The organism is Pseudoalteromonas sp. SA25, assembly GCF_011378705.1.
In the GTDB taxonomy this organism is placed as follows: domain Bacteria; phylum Pseudomonadota; class Gammaproteobacteria; order Enterobacterales; family Alteromonadaceae; genus Pseudoalteromonas; species Pseudoalteromonas arctica.
This window is the reverse complement of sequence record NZ_WTKV01000017.1, coordinates 21148-36797: the sequence shown is the minus strand read 5'-3', so window position 1 is coordinate 36797 and position 15650 is coordinate 21148. Positions and strand designations below refer to the sequence as shown.

At 38.7% G+C, this 15650-nt stretch carries 14 protein-coding genes and 4 tRNA genes; all 18 read left to right on the top strand.

What is annotated here, in order from left to right:
* Positions 1 to 433 precede the first annotated feature (433 nt).
* The 18 genes from GQR45_RS14310 to GQR45_RS14225 all read left to right on the top strand — a co-directional run bounded on the left by GQR45_RS14310 (position 434) and on the right by GQR45_RS14225 (position 15575).
* Positions 434 to 510 (top strand) — tRNA-Asn (locus GQR45_RS14310).
* A gap of 21 nt (positions 511 to 531) precedes the next feature.
* Positions 532 to 608: transfer RNA gene (locus GQR45_RS14305), tRNA-Asn, on the top strand.
* A gap of 21 nt (positions 609 to 629) precedes the next feature.
* Positions 630 to 706 (top strand) — tRNA-Asn (locus GQR45_RS14300).
* A 29-nt stretch (positions 707 to 735) separates the two neighbouring features.
* Positions 736 to 812 (top strand) — tRNA-Asn (locus tag GQR45_RS14295).
* 148 nt (positions 813 to 960) lie between these two features.
* Positions 961 to 2904 carry a GGDEF domain-containing protein gene (locus GQR45_RS14290; protein WP_007585367.1) on the top strand — a complete coding sequence of 648 codons (1944 nt, stop codon included), beginning with the start codon at positions 961 to 963 and terminating at the stop codon, positions 2902 to 2904.
* Between the two features lie 15 nt (positions 2905 to 2919).
* On the top strand, positions 2920 to 3267 hold the full coding sequence (locus tag GQR45_RS14285) for a transporter substrate-binding domain-containing protein (RefSeq protein WP_165726294.1): 348 nt from the start codon (positions 2920 to 2922) through the stop codon (positions 3265 to 3267).
* On the top strand, positions 3242 to 3739 hold the full coding sequence (locus GQR45_RS14280; RefSeq protein ID WP_165726293.1) for a transporter substrate-binding domain-containing protein: 498 nt from the start codon (positions 3242 to 3244) through the stop codon (positions 3737 to 3739). The genes GQR45_RS14285 and GQR45_RS14280 overlap by 26 nt, the downstream gene beginning before the upstream one ends.
* A gap of 81 nt (positions 3740 to 3820) precedes the next feature.
* On the top strand, positions 3821 to 4402 hold the full coding sequence (rsxA, locus tag GQR45_RS14275; protein WP_008172491.1) for an electron transport complex subunit RsxA: 582 nt from the start codon (positions 3821 to 3823) through the stop codon (positions 4400 to 4402).
* 1 nt (position 4403) lies between these two features.
* A complete protein-coding gene (rsxB, locus tag GQR45_RS14270) occupies positions 4404 to 4958 on the top strand; it encodes an electron transport complex subunit RsxB (protein WP_007585357.1) in 555 nt (184 codons plus the stop codon).
* Positions 4959 to 4966: 8 nt separating this feature from the next.
* A complete protein-coding gene (gene rsxC / locus GQR45_RS14265) occupies positions 4967 to 7537 on the top strand; it encodes an electron transport complex subunit RsxC (RefSeq protein ID WP_165726292.1) in 2571 nt (856 codons plus the stop codon).
* Entirely contained in the window at positions 7534 to 8592 is a 1059-nt protein-coding gene (rsxD, locus tag GQR45_RS14260) for an electron transport complex subunit RsxD (protein WP_002962268.1), read from the top strand. Before rsxC ends, rsxD begins: the two co-directional genes overlap by 4 nt.
* Positions 8589 to 9230: an electron transport complex subunit RsxG gene (gene rsxG, locus GQR45_RS14255; RefSeq protein ID WP_002962266.1), complete on the top strand. Its 642-nt coding sequence runs from the start codon at positions 8589 to 8591 to the stop codon at positions 9228 to 9230. Before rsxD ends, rsxG begins: the two co-directional genes overlap by 4 nt.
* Positions 9227 to 9925 carry an electron transport complex subunit E gene (locus tag GQR45_RS14250; protein WP_010553676.1) on the top strand — a complete coding sequence of 233 codons (699 nt, stop codon included), beginning with the start codon at positions 9227 to 9229 and terminating at the stop codon, positions 9923 to 9925. Before rsxG ends, GQR45_RS14250 begins: the two co-directional genes overlap by 4 nt.
* Positions 9926 to 9974: 49 nt before the next feature.
* Positions 9975 to 10634: an endonuclease III gene (gene nth / locus GQR45_RS14245; RefSeq protein ID WP_165726291.1), complete on the top strand. Its 660-nt coding sequence runs from the start codon at positions 9975 to 9977 to the stop codon at positions 10632 to 10634.
* Between the two features lie 65 nt (positions 10635 to 10699).
* Positions 10700 to 12385 carry an NB-ARC domain-containing protein gene (locus tag GQR45_RS14240; RefSeq protein WP_165726290.1) on the top strand — a complete coding sequence of 562 codons (1686 nt, stop codon included), beginning with the start codon at positions 10700 to 10702 and terminating at the stop codon, positions 12383 to 12385.
* Entirely contained in the window at positions 12385 to 13221 is an 837-nt protein-coding gene (locus GQR45_RS14235) for a hypothetical protein (RefSeq protein ID WP_165726289.1), read from the top strand. Before GQR45_RS14240 ends, GQR45_RS14235 begins: the two co-directional genes overlap by 1 nt.
* Positions 13222 to 13258: 37 nt before the next feature.
* Positions 13259 to 14536: a DNA cytosine methyltransferase gene (locus GQR45_RS14230; protein WP_165726288.1), complete on the top strand. Its 1278-nt coding sequence runs from the start codon at positions 13259 to 13261 to the stop codon at positions 14534 to 14536.
* Positions 14537 to 14540: 4 nt separating this feature from the next.
* Positions 14541 to 15575, top strand: a complete 1035-nt coding sequence (locus GQR45_RS14225) for a hypothetical protein (protein WP_206008657.1) — start codon at positions 14541 to 14543, stop codon at positions 15573 to 15575.
* Positions 15576 to 15650: the final 75 nt, after the last annotated feature.

Genomic DNA, 15650 nt, shown 5'->3' with positions numbered 1-15650 from the left:
GTTATTGATTGCTCTATTTTTGAACGGATAAAACAAATACTCATTTTATACATAGTGATTAGATCACAATTTAGATCAAAAAATATTCCTGCGAATATACGCATATGTATATTTTTAGAAAATTAAAACAAAAAACGAATTAAATACGAAAAATATCGCTAAGTAAAAAATGAGTTTTTATGTTTTTGAGTTGTTTTTTAATAACAAGCCACTTTAATACCGTGTTTAATTTAACCAATTTGAAGACTCAGCAATAATAAAAGTCACATTGTTATTCTTAAATTTTTAAAAAAGTAACTTTAATAGAGCTATAAAACACGCAGATCGAACACAAAAACAACGAATAAACCTCTTTTTTCAATTTATGACTTTTATATGTTGACACTTTGCGGCGCGGTCATTAATATTTCGCCCCGTTGAAAGGCAAGACGCTTCCCCCTTAGCTCAGTTGGTTAGAGCGACGGACTGTTAATCCGCAGGTCCCCCGTTCGAGTCGGGGAGGGGGAGCCAAGTTTTTCAACCATAAACGATTCCCCCTTAGCTCAGTTGGTTAGAGCGACGGACTGTTAATCCGCAGGTCCCCCGTTCGAGTCGGGGAGGGGGAGCCAAGTTTATGTTTATGATGTAGTTCCCCCTTAGCTCAGTTGGTTAGAGCGACGGACTGTTAATCCGCAGGTCCCCCGTTCGAGTCGGGGAGGGGGAGCCAAATCATCATAATAATATCACTACTTTAGTTCCCCCTTAGCTCAGTTGGTTAGAGCGACGGACTGTTAATCCGCAGGTCCCCCGTTCGAGTCGGGGAGGGGGAGCCAATTCTAAGAATTTCATAGACATCTCAAGCTAATTCCACTACTCTTCCTTATATAACTAAAGCATTAGTTTATTCCTTGATGCGCTGTACTTAGTTTATTAATCAAGGACTTGATTCCTTCCCTTTTGAATTATTAAAAGACTGAAAACATGGCTGGATTTAAAAAACTTATTTTTATACAAATTATCTCTTGGTTATTGTGTGTTGCAGCAGGAAGCTACTTCATATCTATAAGCTTTGATACTGCGGTAAGTGATGCACAAAAAAGTGCGCAAACTACTGTTACTAAGTATATTAATGACCTTTCTTTAGACGATATTTCTGCTCAAAATTTAAAACAATCAATTGCAGATGGTAAAACGTTTTCAAGCTTCACTCTAAGAGATTACCAAGGGGCTGAAATATTTAGCATTAACCCCCCTACTCAATTACCAATGTTTGCTGATTTTGTACTCTCTAACTTTAACTCAGTGCGCCCTCAATTTGCTGTAAATGACGCCTCAGATATAAAAGTTGAATTTGTACTTAACATTGAGCATTTAGCGTCGCAACTACAAACGTCCCTTTTTATTGTTATTTTGATTTCTGCCATTTTAGTTATTATTCCAATAATTCTAATGAAATCTATTTTTTACCATTTAAATAAAAACATAAGTACAACAGTTGCTGACATTATCGATATTTATATCAATCAAAACCAAGTTGATAATGATTTAGAAACAGCACTAGATGGCACTCGGTTGAAAAAAATGGGAAAAGATTTAGTACCTAGCTTTAATCGATTATCACATTTCTTAAAAAACAAAAACGAAGACATACAAAGCGCTGCTATGACTATTAAGCATGAAGCGTACAAAGATGTAATTACCTCGCTTGGTAATCGTAATATGTTTGTTGAGTACTACGAAAAAAATATTGAAAACACTGAGCAAAGTACATTTGGCTCTTTAGCTATGGTTCGTTGTAGCGAACTACAAGCTATAAACCAAAGCCGTGGTTATCAAAAAGGTGACGAGTACGTTAAAGGCGTTGCCGATATTATTAAGCACATAAGTGGCACTTACACTGGCAGCCAAGTATTTAGATTAAACAGCTCTGACTTTGCTGTCGTACTACCCCACATTCCTTTAAAAGAAGCTGAGCGCTTTGGTGAAAACCTGCAATCGCGCTTCACGCAGTACCAACAAAATCAAGAGTTAAGCTCGGTAGCTAATACGGGTATTGTAGGTTACGAAAAAGGTAAGCCGTTAGGCGAATTGCTTTCTGTTGTTGATAACGCAATGAGCATGGCGCAATCAAAACAAGTAAACGCATGGCACGTACAACGCGAAACCGATTTAGTTAATAACGTAAGTGCGGGGTTTGGTAATCAAAACTGGCGTAAGGTTATTAAAGAAGTTATTGAATCTAAGCGTGTGCATTTGGTAATGCAAAACATTATGCCGCTTGGTAAAAGCATAAAAGCCTACGCTGAAGTACAAGTTCGATTTAAAACAGAAGACAATCAAGTACTGCCTACCGCTTCTTTTTTAGCGATGGCCGAAAAGCTTGATATGGCAATAGAAATTGATCGCCTGATCATAGACTCTTCTCTTGAAAAGGTTAAAAGCCGTAATTTATCTGAAAAGTTTTTTGGTTTAAACGTAACAGCCTCTAGTGCACACAACGATCAGTTTGTAATTTGGCTAGAGCGCCGATTATTGAAAGATACGCATATTGCATCTAAACTAGTATTTGAAGTAAGTGAGTTTGGTTTACAGCAAAACATCAAGGCTAGTAAGCGCTTTATCGACATGGTTCACCGTGTTGGCGCACGCGTTACAGTTGAACGTTTTGGTGTTGGCTTAACTTCATTTAAGTTTTTCCGAGATTTAAAACCTGACTTTATTAAAATGGACGCAAGTTATACTCGCGGCCTCGAAGACGATAAAAACAATCAGTACTTTATGCGCTTAATGGTCGATTTAGCCCACCGCATTGGTGTTAGCGTATTTGCTGAGGGCGTTGAGAGCCAAGAAGAAAAACACATTATAGAAACGTTGTGTTTAGATGGCGTTCAAGGTTATTACATAGAAAAACCTAAAGACATATAGTCTATTGGAGGCATCATGAAAAGAGTAATTACCTTTATTATACTTTTTATTATGCCTTTGAGTTTGTACGCAAACGCCCCGCAAAAAGAATTAGTTTTTAGCACTCATAACTATCCTCCATTTTCATTTGTTGATGAACACGATAATGCCGCTGGCCCCTTTGTTGATATACTTACCTTAGCGTGTAAACGCCTCAATTATAAATGTGAGTTTGTCAGCGTACCAAATCGTCGCTCTAAGCTCATGTTAAAAAACCTGCAAGCTCAAGGAAACTTTCCTGTGGGCTGGAATCTTGACCGTGACGAATGGCTTTATTTTTCGAATAAAGCTTATGAAAATGCAATATGCCTTTTTTCAACCTGAGGGTGCAAAAAAAACCATCAAAAGCCTCAATGATCTACAAAAAATGCAAATTGCTGTTTTTGGCCCTTCAAATGCATCTTTTCAACTAATCAAAATACAGCAACAAATGATTAAAGACGGATTGAGGGAATTTGATATTGTTTTACTCACCGATGCCAATGGCACGGGTGTAAAAATGATAGAAAACAATCGTATAGATGGGTACTTTGCCAATACTTTACAAGCACGCGCTAGGCTAAAACAATTTAACTTACATCATGTTAATTTGGCCTTTTTACAAAGCGAATCCCCCTATTTTATTGGTTTTAATAAAATTCAATTATCTCCTGAACAAATTGCCCTATTTAATAAAGCACTATTAGATTTATACCAAGAACACGATCAATTTAAAGATATTTTAAAGCCATATAATATCGATCCTATTCTAATTACACCTGAAATCTTAAGTCGCTTTAATATCATTACTGATTGAGTCGTTTATTTGCTTCTCATGTGTTGTTAATCGATAAAGAAAAAAGGATAATACCCACGTTTATTATAGCGTGAGGCACACATGACAGAATATGTCTTGTTATTGATTGGAACCGTTCTGGTTAATAACTTTGTATTAGTACAATTTTTAGGCTTATGTCCGTTTATGGGCGTATCAGGTAAGCTTGATACGGCGATTGGTATGTCTTTGGCAACCACGTTTGTGCTTACCCTTGCCTCTGTAACTAGCTATTTAGTTAATCAATATATTTTAATCCCTCTGGATATCGCCTTTTTACGCACCATGAGCTTTATTTTAGTGATTGCCGTTGTAGTGCAATTTACCGAAATGGTTGTGCGTAAAACAAGCCCTACTCTATATCGTTTATTAGGCATATTTTTACCGCTGATCACCACTAACTGTGCGGTATTAGGTGTGGCTTTATTAAATATCAAAGAAGATCATTCGTTTTTACAATCTGCAGTGTATGGTTTTGGTGCTGCGGTTGGTTTTTCTTTAGTGCTTGTATTATTTGCAGCACTACGAGAACGTTTAGCAGCTGCTGACGTTCCTACGCCTTTTAAAGGCGCCTCTATTGCAATGATCACTGCAGGCTTAATGTCGATGGCGTTTATGGGTTTTACTGGATTAGTGAAGTTTTAATATGACCTTGTTTTATGCCTTGATAGCGATTGGTTCGCTAGCACTCATTTTTGGACTTATTTTAGGGTTTGCAGCAATTCGCTTTCGCGTTGAAGGTAATCCTATTGTTGAGCAAATTGATACTATTTTGCCGCAAACTCAATGCGGACAATGTGGCTACCCGGGTTGTCGCCCTTACGCCGAAGCCATAGCCAATGGCGATGAAATAAATAAATGCCCACCGGGCGGCGAATCAACCATGAAAAAGCTTGCCGGCTTAATGGGTGTTGATGAAAAACCACTTGCCGGTGGCGAGCAAGCAGAACCTATAAAAACAGTGGCTTATATTCGCGAAGATGAATGTATTGGCTGTACCAAATGTATTCAAGCCTGCCCGGTTGACGCTATTTTAGGCGCTACTCGTCAAATGCACACTGTGTTAATTGATGAATGTACTGGCTGTGATTTATGTGTTGAGCCTTGCCCTGTAGATTGCATTGATATGCTACCTGTAGCCGAAACTAAACAAAACTGGAAATGGCAGCTAGATGCTATTCCTGTTACACAAATAGATTAGAGGTTTGAGTGGACAAGTTACTTGAACAAATAAAAAAAGGCACCGTGTGGGCATTTCCTGGCGGCATACACCCACCACAACAAAAATCACTCTCTAATAGTGCGAGTATCACTCGCCTACCTTTGCCCGACAAACTCATTGTTGCGCTTAAGCAACACATAGGCGCAAACGGTAAGTTACTGGTAGAAAAAGGCCAACACGTCTTAAAAGGCCAACCACTTACAGCGCCTGCTGCTAACTGGTCGGTACCTGTGCATGCGCCAAGCTCTGGTGTGGTTACTGATATTGCACCTATGCCATCAGCACACCCATCGGCCCTACCTGAACTAAGTGTTATTATTGAACCAGACGGCAAAGACGAATGGGTAGCTCTAAATAAAAATAAAAATCCTGCTGAGCTTAGTCATGACGAGCTGATAAATATTATTCACCAAGCCGGTATTAGCGGTATGGGTGGTGCTGGTTTTCCTACTTATGTAAAAGCGGATACCAAGCAACCTATCGAATTTTTGATTGTAAATGCTGTTGAGTGCGAACCTTATATTACTGCCGATGACGTTTTAATGCGCGAACACGCTAAAGAAGTTATCCAAGGCATTGAAATAATGCAGCAACTTTTAAACCCAACACTGTGCATTGTGGGTATAGAAGATAATAAGCCTGAAGCTATTGCAGCAATGAAGCAAGCAGCTGAGCATAACTCAAAAATCATTATTCAAACGGTGCCAACTATTTACCCATCTGGTGGTGAAAAGCAATTAATTAAATTACTTACTAACCGTGAAGTTCCTAGCATTGGTATTCCTGCCGATATTGGTATTTTAGTGCATAACACCGGGACTTTGTTTGCCGTACAACAAGCCGTTTATGAAGGTAAACCACTCATTGAACGTATAGTTACGGTAACAGGTAACACTATTCATAAGCCTGGGAATGTATGGGCACTACTTGGCACTGAAATAAAGCATTTACTTGATTGCCAAGGTTTCTCGCCTGTACCGCAGCAAAGTGTTGTGATGGGCGGCCCAATGATGGGCTTTACGCTACCCACAGTACGTATTGGCATAGTTAAAACAACTAACTGTATTTTAGCGCCTGATCATAAAGAGCTAGCGGAGCCCGGCCCCGAAAAAGCCTGTATACGTTGTAGCGCCTGTGCTGATGCCTGCCCTGCCTCTTTATTGCCACAGCAATTACAGTGGTTTGCTAAATCAAAAGAGTACGACAAACTACAAGAACACAATTTATTTGACTGTATTGAATGTGGTGCTTGTGCATATGTGTGTCCAAGTGAAATCCCTCTTGTGCAGTACTACCGTATAGCCAAAGTTGAAATTAAAGAACAACAAGCTGACAAAATTAAAGCCGACAGAGCAAAAGAGCGTTTTGATGCACGAAAAGAGCGTTTAGATCGTGAGCAAGAAGAACGTCAAAACCGACATAAACGTAAACCTGCCGCTAAATCTGCTGACGAAAAGCAAAAAGTAGCAGAGGCACTAGCCCGCGTTAAAAATAAATCAGATAACGGCGATGAAAAATCAGCTGTTGCAGCCGCTATTGCACGCGCTAAAGCTAAAAAGCTAGGCGATCAATCTGCTGAATTAGAACCAGACAACAGCGAAGTAGCAAAAGAGCGCGCACTACGTAAAGAACAAGCGCGTAAATATAAAGAGCAAAAATCTCAAACAGATGAATCGGCCGAGACTGCACCCGTTGATGATAAAAAATCAGCAGTCGCTGCAGCCATTGCTCGCGCTAAAGCTAAAAAAGCAGCACAAGCATTAGATAACGCTGAACAAACAGTAAGTGAAGAGCCACAAACTGATGCCCCTGTTGATGATAAAAAAGCAGCGGTAGCGGCGGCCATTGCTCGTGCTAAAGCAAAAAAGGCAGCACAAGCATTAGATAACGCTGAACAAACAGTAAGTGAAGAGCCGCCTGTTGATGATAAAAAGTCAGCAGTAGCGGCGGCTGTTGCGCGTGCTAAAGCTAAAAAAGCGGCTAAAGCACTTGAGGATACTGAACAAGCAGTGAGTGAAGAGCCACAAACTGATGCCCCTGTTGATGACAAAAAGGCAGCGGTAGCGGCGGCTATTGCCCGCGCTAAAGCTAAAAAAGCAGCTAAAGCATTAGAAGAAACCGAGCAAACCGTGAGTGAAGAACCACAAAGCGATTCGCCTGTTGATGACAAAAAAACAGCAGTAGCGGCAGCTATTGCGCGTGCAAAAGCTAAAAAAGCAGCTAAAGCATTAGAAGAAGCCGAGCAAACCGTGAGTGAAGAGCCACAAAGCGCGGCACCCGTTGATGATAAAAAGGCAGCGGTAGCTGCGGCCATAGCTCGTGCTAAAGCTAAAAAAGCGGCTAAAGCACTAGAAGATACCGAACAAACTCAGCCCCAAGAGCTACAAGTTGATAGCGCAGCACCTAAGAGTGCAGAAAGTAACACCGATGACTCATCAGTTCTTATTAACGCAGATAAACCTAAATCAGCCGACGATAAGAAAAAAGCCGCCGTGGCTGCTGCAATTGCGAGAGCAAAAGCTAAAAAGTTACAAAAAGAAGGAAATAATCAGTCATGAAATTAACCATGGCCAGTTCGCCGCATAATCACAGCCATAAATCGTTAACGCGATTAATGCTTAGCGTTATTGCTGCGTGTATTCCTGGGCTAATTGCTCAAGTTTTCTTTTTTGGAACAGGTGTACTTATTCAACTGGTACTAGCGCTTGTTGCTGTAAGCGTATTTGAAGCTGCAATAATGCTAATTCGAAAGCGCCCTGTTTGGCCTGCATTAAGTGATGGCAGTGCGTGGCTTACTGCCGTGTTATTGGCACTGAGTATTCCACCACTTGCGCCTTGGTGGATAATCGTTATTGGCTGTTTATTTTCTATTGTTATAGTTAAACAGCTTTATGGCGGCCTTGGGTTTAACTTATTCAATCCAGCAATGGCGGCTTATGTACTGCTTTTAGTTTCGTTTCCGGTACAAATGACCGCATGGTTGCCTGTTACCGATTTAATAAATACGCCAATAGGCTTTGCAGATCAGCTAAGGCTAATATTCACCGATTTTACGGCCTCTGGGTTTAGCCTAGATCAAGTCCGTGCAGGGGTTGATGGCCTAACAATGGCAACACCGCTGGATACTGTTAAAACAGACATAGCACACGGTTTAACCGTTACCGAAAGCATGCAAAAGCCATTATTTAACGAATGGGCTGGTCTTGGTTGGGTGTGGGTTAACTTAGGCTTTTTAGTGGGTGGTTTATACTTATTAAAAGCAAAAATAATTAACTGGCATATTCCTGTAAGTTTTATCGCAAGTTTAGCTGTATGTAGTGCTATTGGTTATATCGCATCACCAGGTACAGAGCCGGGCACCCTATTTCACTTATTAAGTGGTGCCACTATGATGGGGGCCTTTTTTATAGCAACCGATCCGGTATCTGCAGCAACAACTAACAAAGGGCGCTTAATTTATGGCGCGCTAATTGGCTTACTAATTTATTTAATTCGTACCTTTGGTGGTTTTCCTGATGCCATCGCATTTAGCGTATTATTGATTAATATTGCAGTGCCGCTAATAGACTACTACACACAGCCACGTACTTATGGCCATGGAGCAGTAAAATGATCATTTCGTCAATGGCTAAAAATGGTGCTATTTTAACTGCGTTTGCGTTAGCAACAACGGGCTTAGTTGCCTCTATCAACGCGCTTACTGCCGATAAAATTGCAGAGCAAGAACAACTGCAACTTACTGCGCAGCTACAAGAAGTGCTCGACCCAAAATCGTACGACAATCAATTATCACAAGATTGCGTAATTATTACTGACGAAAAACTAGGCCCACACGCAAACCAAGTAATTTACCGTGCTCGTAAAAACAATAAACCAGTCGCTGTTGTTATTAGGCATGTTACGCCAAACGGCTACAGTGGCGATATTAACTTATTAACAGCGGTATTGAGCGATGGCACTATTGCTGGCGTTCGTACGACTAAACACGAAGAAACTCCTGGTTTAGGCGACAAAGTAGAAGTTAAAAAATCACTTTGGATCACAACATTTAAAAGCTTAACGGTTGAAGGCGAAGAAGACGCTCGCTGGGCTGTAAAAAAAGATGGCGGCCAGTTTGATCAATTTACAGGCGCGACCATAACGCCACGTGCTGTTGTGGGCTCTGTTAAAAATGCCGTATTGTTCGCACAAACTAATTTTGATGATATTTTTGCAGCACCTAATGCCGAATGTATGGAGGTAGCTAAATGAGTGAGTTAAAAACATTATACAAAGAAGGTGTATGGGTAAATAACCCTGCCCTTGTGCAGCTTTTAGGTTTATGTCCACTGCTTGCCGTTACCTCAACGGTAACAAATGCCTTAGGTTTAGGCTTAGCAACTTTACTCGTACTAATAGGCTCTAATGTTACCGTATCAATTGTGCGTAACTGGGTGCCAAAAGATATTCGTATACCTGTATTTGTAATGATCATCGCGGGCTTTGTAACAATAGTTCAATTACTCATGAACGCTTATACCTTTGGTTTATATCAATCATTAGGGATTTTTATCCCGTTGATTGTAACTAACTGCGCCATTATTGGCCGCGCCGAAGCATACGCCTCTAAAAACCCTGTTCATTTATCAGCATTTGACGGCTTAATGATGGGCTTAGGCTTTATGGCTGTACTGTTAGTATTAGGTACTATGCGCGAACTAATCGGCCAAGGTACGCTGTTTGACGGTGCCGACTTATTACTTGGCCCATGGGCACAGAGCTTGCGCATAGAAGTATTTAACTTTGATAACCAATTTTTACTCGCAATTTTACCACCGGGTGCCTTTTTAGGTCTTGGACTGCTTATTGCTGCTAAAAACGTAATTGACGCACAAATAAAATCAAAGCAAATTGCACCGCCAGAGGCTGAAAAAGGCCCTCGAGCACGTGTTACTAGCTTAACTTAAGGGGAAAACGTATTAGAGCAACAATTAGCACTAATACGTTTTAAGTTGCATGAATAAAGAAAAACGTCACCAAATACTGTCGCGCCTGCGCGACGATAACCCGCACCCAGTTACAGAGCTTGAATATTCAAGCCCGTTTGAGTTGCTAGTAGCAGTAACTCTTTCAGCGCAAGCAACCGATGTAGGTGTTAATAAAGCCACTCGAAAGTTGTTCCCTGTTGCTAATACACCACAAGCCATTTTAGATATAGGCCACGATACACTGCGTGATTATATAAAAACCATTGGCTTATTTAATTCTAAAGCTGCAAACGTTTATAAAATGTGCCAAATTTTGGTGGATGAACATAACAGCATCGTGCCAGAAAATCGTGAAGCCCTAGAAGCCCTACCAGGCGTTGGCCGTAAAACCGCTAATGTTGTACTCAATACCGCCTTTGGCTGGCTGAAGGATAATGAAGGTAGATACTTTTTAGCAGTAGATACTCACATCCAACGCCTTGCAAACCGCACTGGCTACGCCAAAGGTGCAACGGTTGAGCAAACTGAACAAGATATCATTAAAAAAACTCCGAATAAAAAGGAGTTTATGTTTAACTTACATCATTGGTTTATTTTGCATGGGCGTTATACGTGTACGGCAAGAAAACCTAAGTGTGGAAGTTGTATTATTGAAGATTTATGTGATTTTAAAGAAAAGACTGAATAATACACAGACAACTTTTTGAAGTAAAAACAAAAGCTCCGCTTTAGATGAAAGGATAATTGAAAGCTATGATCGATTCAGAAGTTTTTACTGAGCAAGCAGAATATCTATCTGGTAGCTCTTTTAAGAAATGGACTATAAGTCACCAAAATGAAAATGATACTTTAAGAAAGCTTACACAAGCAGGTGCTAAATTAATTACAGGGCCAAGAGGTTGTGGTAAAACCACTTTGATGCTTAAGGCTTATAATAAATTAACTAAAAAAAGTTCTAATGGTTCATTCCCCGTCTACGTAAACTTCAAATCATCATTAAAACTAGAGCCTTTGTATAAAAGGAATTCCAATGCTGCTTACTGGTTTAACCAATGGATCTTATTAAAAGTTATCAGTGGTATATACGATTCGTTGACTGAATTTAAAATAAACGAGAGAATATTCAAAATATCTAAAGACCAAATTATTAAAAATATTCAGTTATTAGAAATGGGGAGAACAGACCTTCTTAGTGACAGTGAGGATCAAATTACTATTTCTGAGGTGCATCTTATTGCTGATAAGATATGTTCGTTAACTTCAAAAAGTCGATTCATATTACTATTAGATGATGCAGGTCATGCATTTTCAACTGAGCAACAAAAAGATTTCTTTGAATTTTTTAGACAAATTAAATCAAAAAACCTATCGCCTAAGGCAGCTGTATATCCGGGTGTAATCAACTATTCTTCATCTTTTCACGTTGGTCATGATGCAGAAGAAATTGATGTTTGGGTCAAACCCAATAACGATGGTTATTTGGATTTTATGCATGCATTACTCAAGTCTCGTTTTGAAGAAAATGTATACAACTCTCTAATTAAAAATATTAATCTTCTAAATTTAATGTGCTTTGCTGCATACGGTATTCCTCGTTCCCTGTTAAATATGATTTCTTCACTTTGTATAGAAAGAGAAGATAATCAAATAATAATAAAATTAACTCAAAAAGATGTACTTAGAGAGATAAAAGCAAGTTTTAATTCAACCTACAGTATTTATGATTCTTTGAAAATAAAATTACCTATGTATCGGAACTTTATTGATACGGGCTCAGAGTTTTACGAACAAGTTCTGAAAATCACCAAAGAGTTTAATAAAGACTCTAGTGCAATTCGTCAAAGTTCGGTAATAGCCATAAGTAGACCTATTTCATCAGAATTAGAGAAAGTAATTGGTTTCTTTCAATATGCAGGCCTACTGTCACCTAAAGGTATTAGTAATCGAGGCGGTAAAGGTGTCTATGAGCTCTACGAAATTCATTACGCTTCAATAATTGACCGGAATATTTTCTTCAGTAACAAAGCTATAAGCACAGAAAAATATATCGAAGCATTTACTAACAGACCTAATCATCATTACCCAAGACATTCTGAAGGTAGCTTGTTAGATCAAGAGAATTACAATGAGATTTTTGCACTGGCCTTACCACCATGTGAGGTTTGTAAAACGCCTAGAATTTCTGATTCTGCAAAATTTTGTATGGAATGTGGAACCAAACTAAAGGACGCTTCAATTTTTGAAGACATTGTTAACCAACCTATCGAGTCTTTACCAATTACGCAAACGAGAGCTGACTCGATTAAACAAAATTCAAAAATAAGAAAAATCAAAGATATTCTGATGGATCATGACAACAAAGAATTAAGAAAAGTAAATATGATAGGCCCTGCTTGGGCTAATAAAATTAGGGGTTATGCAGAGGAGTTTATTGCATAATGTCTAACTGGGAAAGCTGTATCTCGCAAGCTGTTGGGGCTGAACGCATAAATAACTTAAATAATTATGTTTCAGTTAAGCCAACTAACAATTTATCCCCCATCGATGAGTTCTATGGTGAAATTCAAAATATTATTAATCTTTTTCCACATAATGTTTGGGGGACAAATGCTTGGATAGGGTCTTTAGCTTCTATTGCTATAGTATCAAGTGTCGAAAATTACTTTCGGCAAGTATTTAGTAAAGCGCTCAAAGCCTGTTCTGAGTCACAAAAACTAGCCGCAAATAACAATATAAATCTTGGCTCTGTCATTTGGCACCCCAGTAAAGAGTTAGAGCGAGGAGCATTTGAAAATATTTCTTTTGCATCAGGCGAAAAAATAAAAGATACATCTAAAAAGTTTCTTGGTATTGACATGAAAAAAAATGGACTTGAAGCAATATTGATAGAGTTTGATAAAATTTGCGAGCTACGTCATGGTATTGTCCATTCAGGTAATGTCCTAGGTGGAAAGAATGGTATTAAACTAAAGCTTCAGCCAACTGATGATATTTCTAAAATCGATATAGGCTTCGCACAATTTCAAGAGATTATGTCAGTATGTAACGCTTTAGTAGTTGATTCCAATAAAATTATTTTTAAAGAGCTAGCCAAACGTTGGGCTATTGATTGGAGAAACTCTCCTAGCTGGGACCCTTCAAAACAGAATATAAAATTCAAAGAGCTATGGACTATTTTTTTCTCAAAAAGAGATAAAAACAATGAAACAATTCATACGCCTTTATCATTAATAAAATGCAGAAATAATATCAAGAAAGAATTTAACATAACCTAAATTTCTTCTAAATTATCAATATGACAGAGATCTTTAAATGAAACCAACAGCTATCAGCTTATTTTGTGGTGCAGGGGGCTGTTCTTTAGGCTTTAAGCAGGCAGGATATTCAATCTTATTCGCTAACGACAAAGATGCAGCAGCAGCAGAGACCTACAGAAATAACTTTCCTGAAACTACTTGCTCCGAACAGGACATAGATACCCTAGATTTTAAAAAGTTACTACCCAGTTTAGGTTTAAAGCAAGGCGAATTAGATATTTTAATTGGAGGCCCTCCTTGCCAAGGCTTTTCTACAGCTGGTACAAGGTTTTGGGATGATCCAAGAAATAACTTATTAAAAAGCTATATAAATGCCCTAAAAGCTTTAAAGCCAAAGTGGTTTTTAATGGAGAATGTAGAGGGCCTTCTTACTTCAAATAAAGGGAAGTATGTATTTGAAGCTTCTAAAGCATTTCTTGAGCTTGGCTATGATATTAGAATTGAAAAGGTATATTCACAAGAGTATGGGATACCTCAAAGAAGAAAAAGAGTTCTGATTGTAGGTAACCTTAATGGGCATGAATTTAAAATGCCATCGCCGACACTGAAAGTTTCAGGACAAATCTTTAAAAATTCGGATGTAACATTACAACATGCCATCCAAAGTCTGCCTCGTGCGACGAATGAGAAAAATAAACTATTAGCTTCTATCTTAAGCCCACCTAAGGATAATTTTGATAGGCTAATGCGTGATGGCGCTGACTTTATAAGTGATCACTATTCACCAGTTGTAGATGGGATTCAATTAGAGAGAATATCGAATCTAAAGCCTGGGCAAACTATGAAAGATCTTCCTGAAAACCTTCAACACGAATCTTTTAAAAAGCGAGCAAATAGAAGAGTAGCTGATGGAACACCTACAGAAAAGCGCGGGGGGGCTCCATCAGGTATAAAACGGCTTCATCATAATGAGCCATGTCTTACTATAACAGGAGCGGCAACTAGAGAACTAATTCACCCAACAGAGAACAGGCCGTTAACTTTACGTGAAGCGGCCAGAATTCAAACCTTCCCAGACTCTTTTAACTTTTATGGCAACAAATCTCAAAAGGTTCAACAAGTGGGCAATGCTATACCACCAATTTTAGCGCGAATTTTTGCCGAACATATTAAAGATGATTATGGATTTGAAGTTAAAAATAAAAGTTCGGGTAAGCTTCTTGGATTTACTCTAACTAAAGCAGGAGCAATGAGTCCTGCACTCAAACGAACTCAAGATTTATTAAATGGATTAACTAAAAACAAGGATCAACAGGGAAACCTTTTCGATTAATAATATGACTAATACAGCTTTTATAAGAAATCTATACACAAAATGTAAAATGCATGGCTCAGGCGATGCTCAAGTAGTTATTTCTGATGGTGAACTTTTAGCTATTATAGCGATTGCTATAAATGACCTCGCTTGGTCATTTGGAGAACTTAATATTAACAGCCCTGCTCTTCCGGATGAAAACTACAATAATATTTCATTAGACTGGTTTGAAGAACAGGAAAGTAATGATGTAACTGCTAGTGAAATCATTAATGCCTTGAGTAATTGCTTTAAAAAAGATGCTGATTTTGGGCTATACATAGAAAACCTTGCTGCATTGCATAGAAGGCGGGTTAAATATAAAAGAATACTGTCAACACAACCTATACCTAATATGGATCAAATAGGACCTAGAGTGCTTTTAGAATATGGTCAATGTAACACCACCCTCTTAGCCAATTGGATGGTTTGGAGAAAATGGATTTATGACATTGATAATCGTTCGGCACAAGAAACTGGGTATCTCTTCGAACCATTATTAGCTAGTTGTCTAGGTGGTGAACCTGTCGGCTCCAGAAATTCGCCAGTTAAAAGGCTAGATAGTAATGGAAAATCTACATCAAAGGGACGCCAAATAGATTGTTTAGTACCTTCAAATAATCGTACATATGAACTTAAATTACGAGTTACAATTGCAGCAAGCGGGCAAGGCAGGTTTGGAGAAGAATTATCATTTCCGGTTGAAAGTCAAGCAGCAGGATTTGTGCCTGTATTATTAGTTCTTGATCCCACGCCATCAGCAAGATTAACTGAACTCTCAGCTAAATTTATGGAGTGTGGTGGAGCTTTTTACCACGGCGAAGAAGCATGGGCACATATGGAAGAAGAGGCTGGGGAAGTTATATCTGTCTTTGTAGACAAATATATAAAACCTGTAATTAAAGATATTGAGAGTATAGATATACTAGAACCTCAATCTATAACACTCAATTGGTCAGACAATAAAATTATAGTGTCAAACGAACACGACACATACCCAATCAATCGCAAATTGTAAATAATCTTAAAAGGTGACACTGTATAATATTTTAAGTGTCACTCTTTAAATTGAATCCTTAAGTTTATCCCCTGA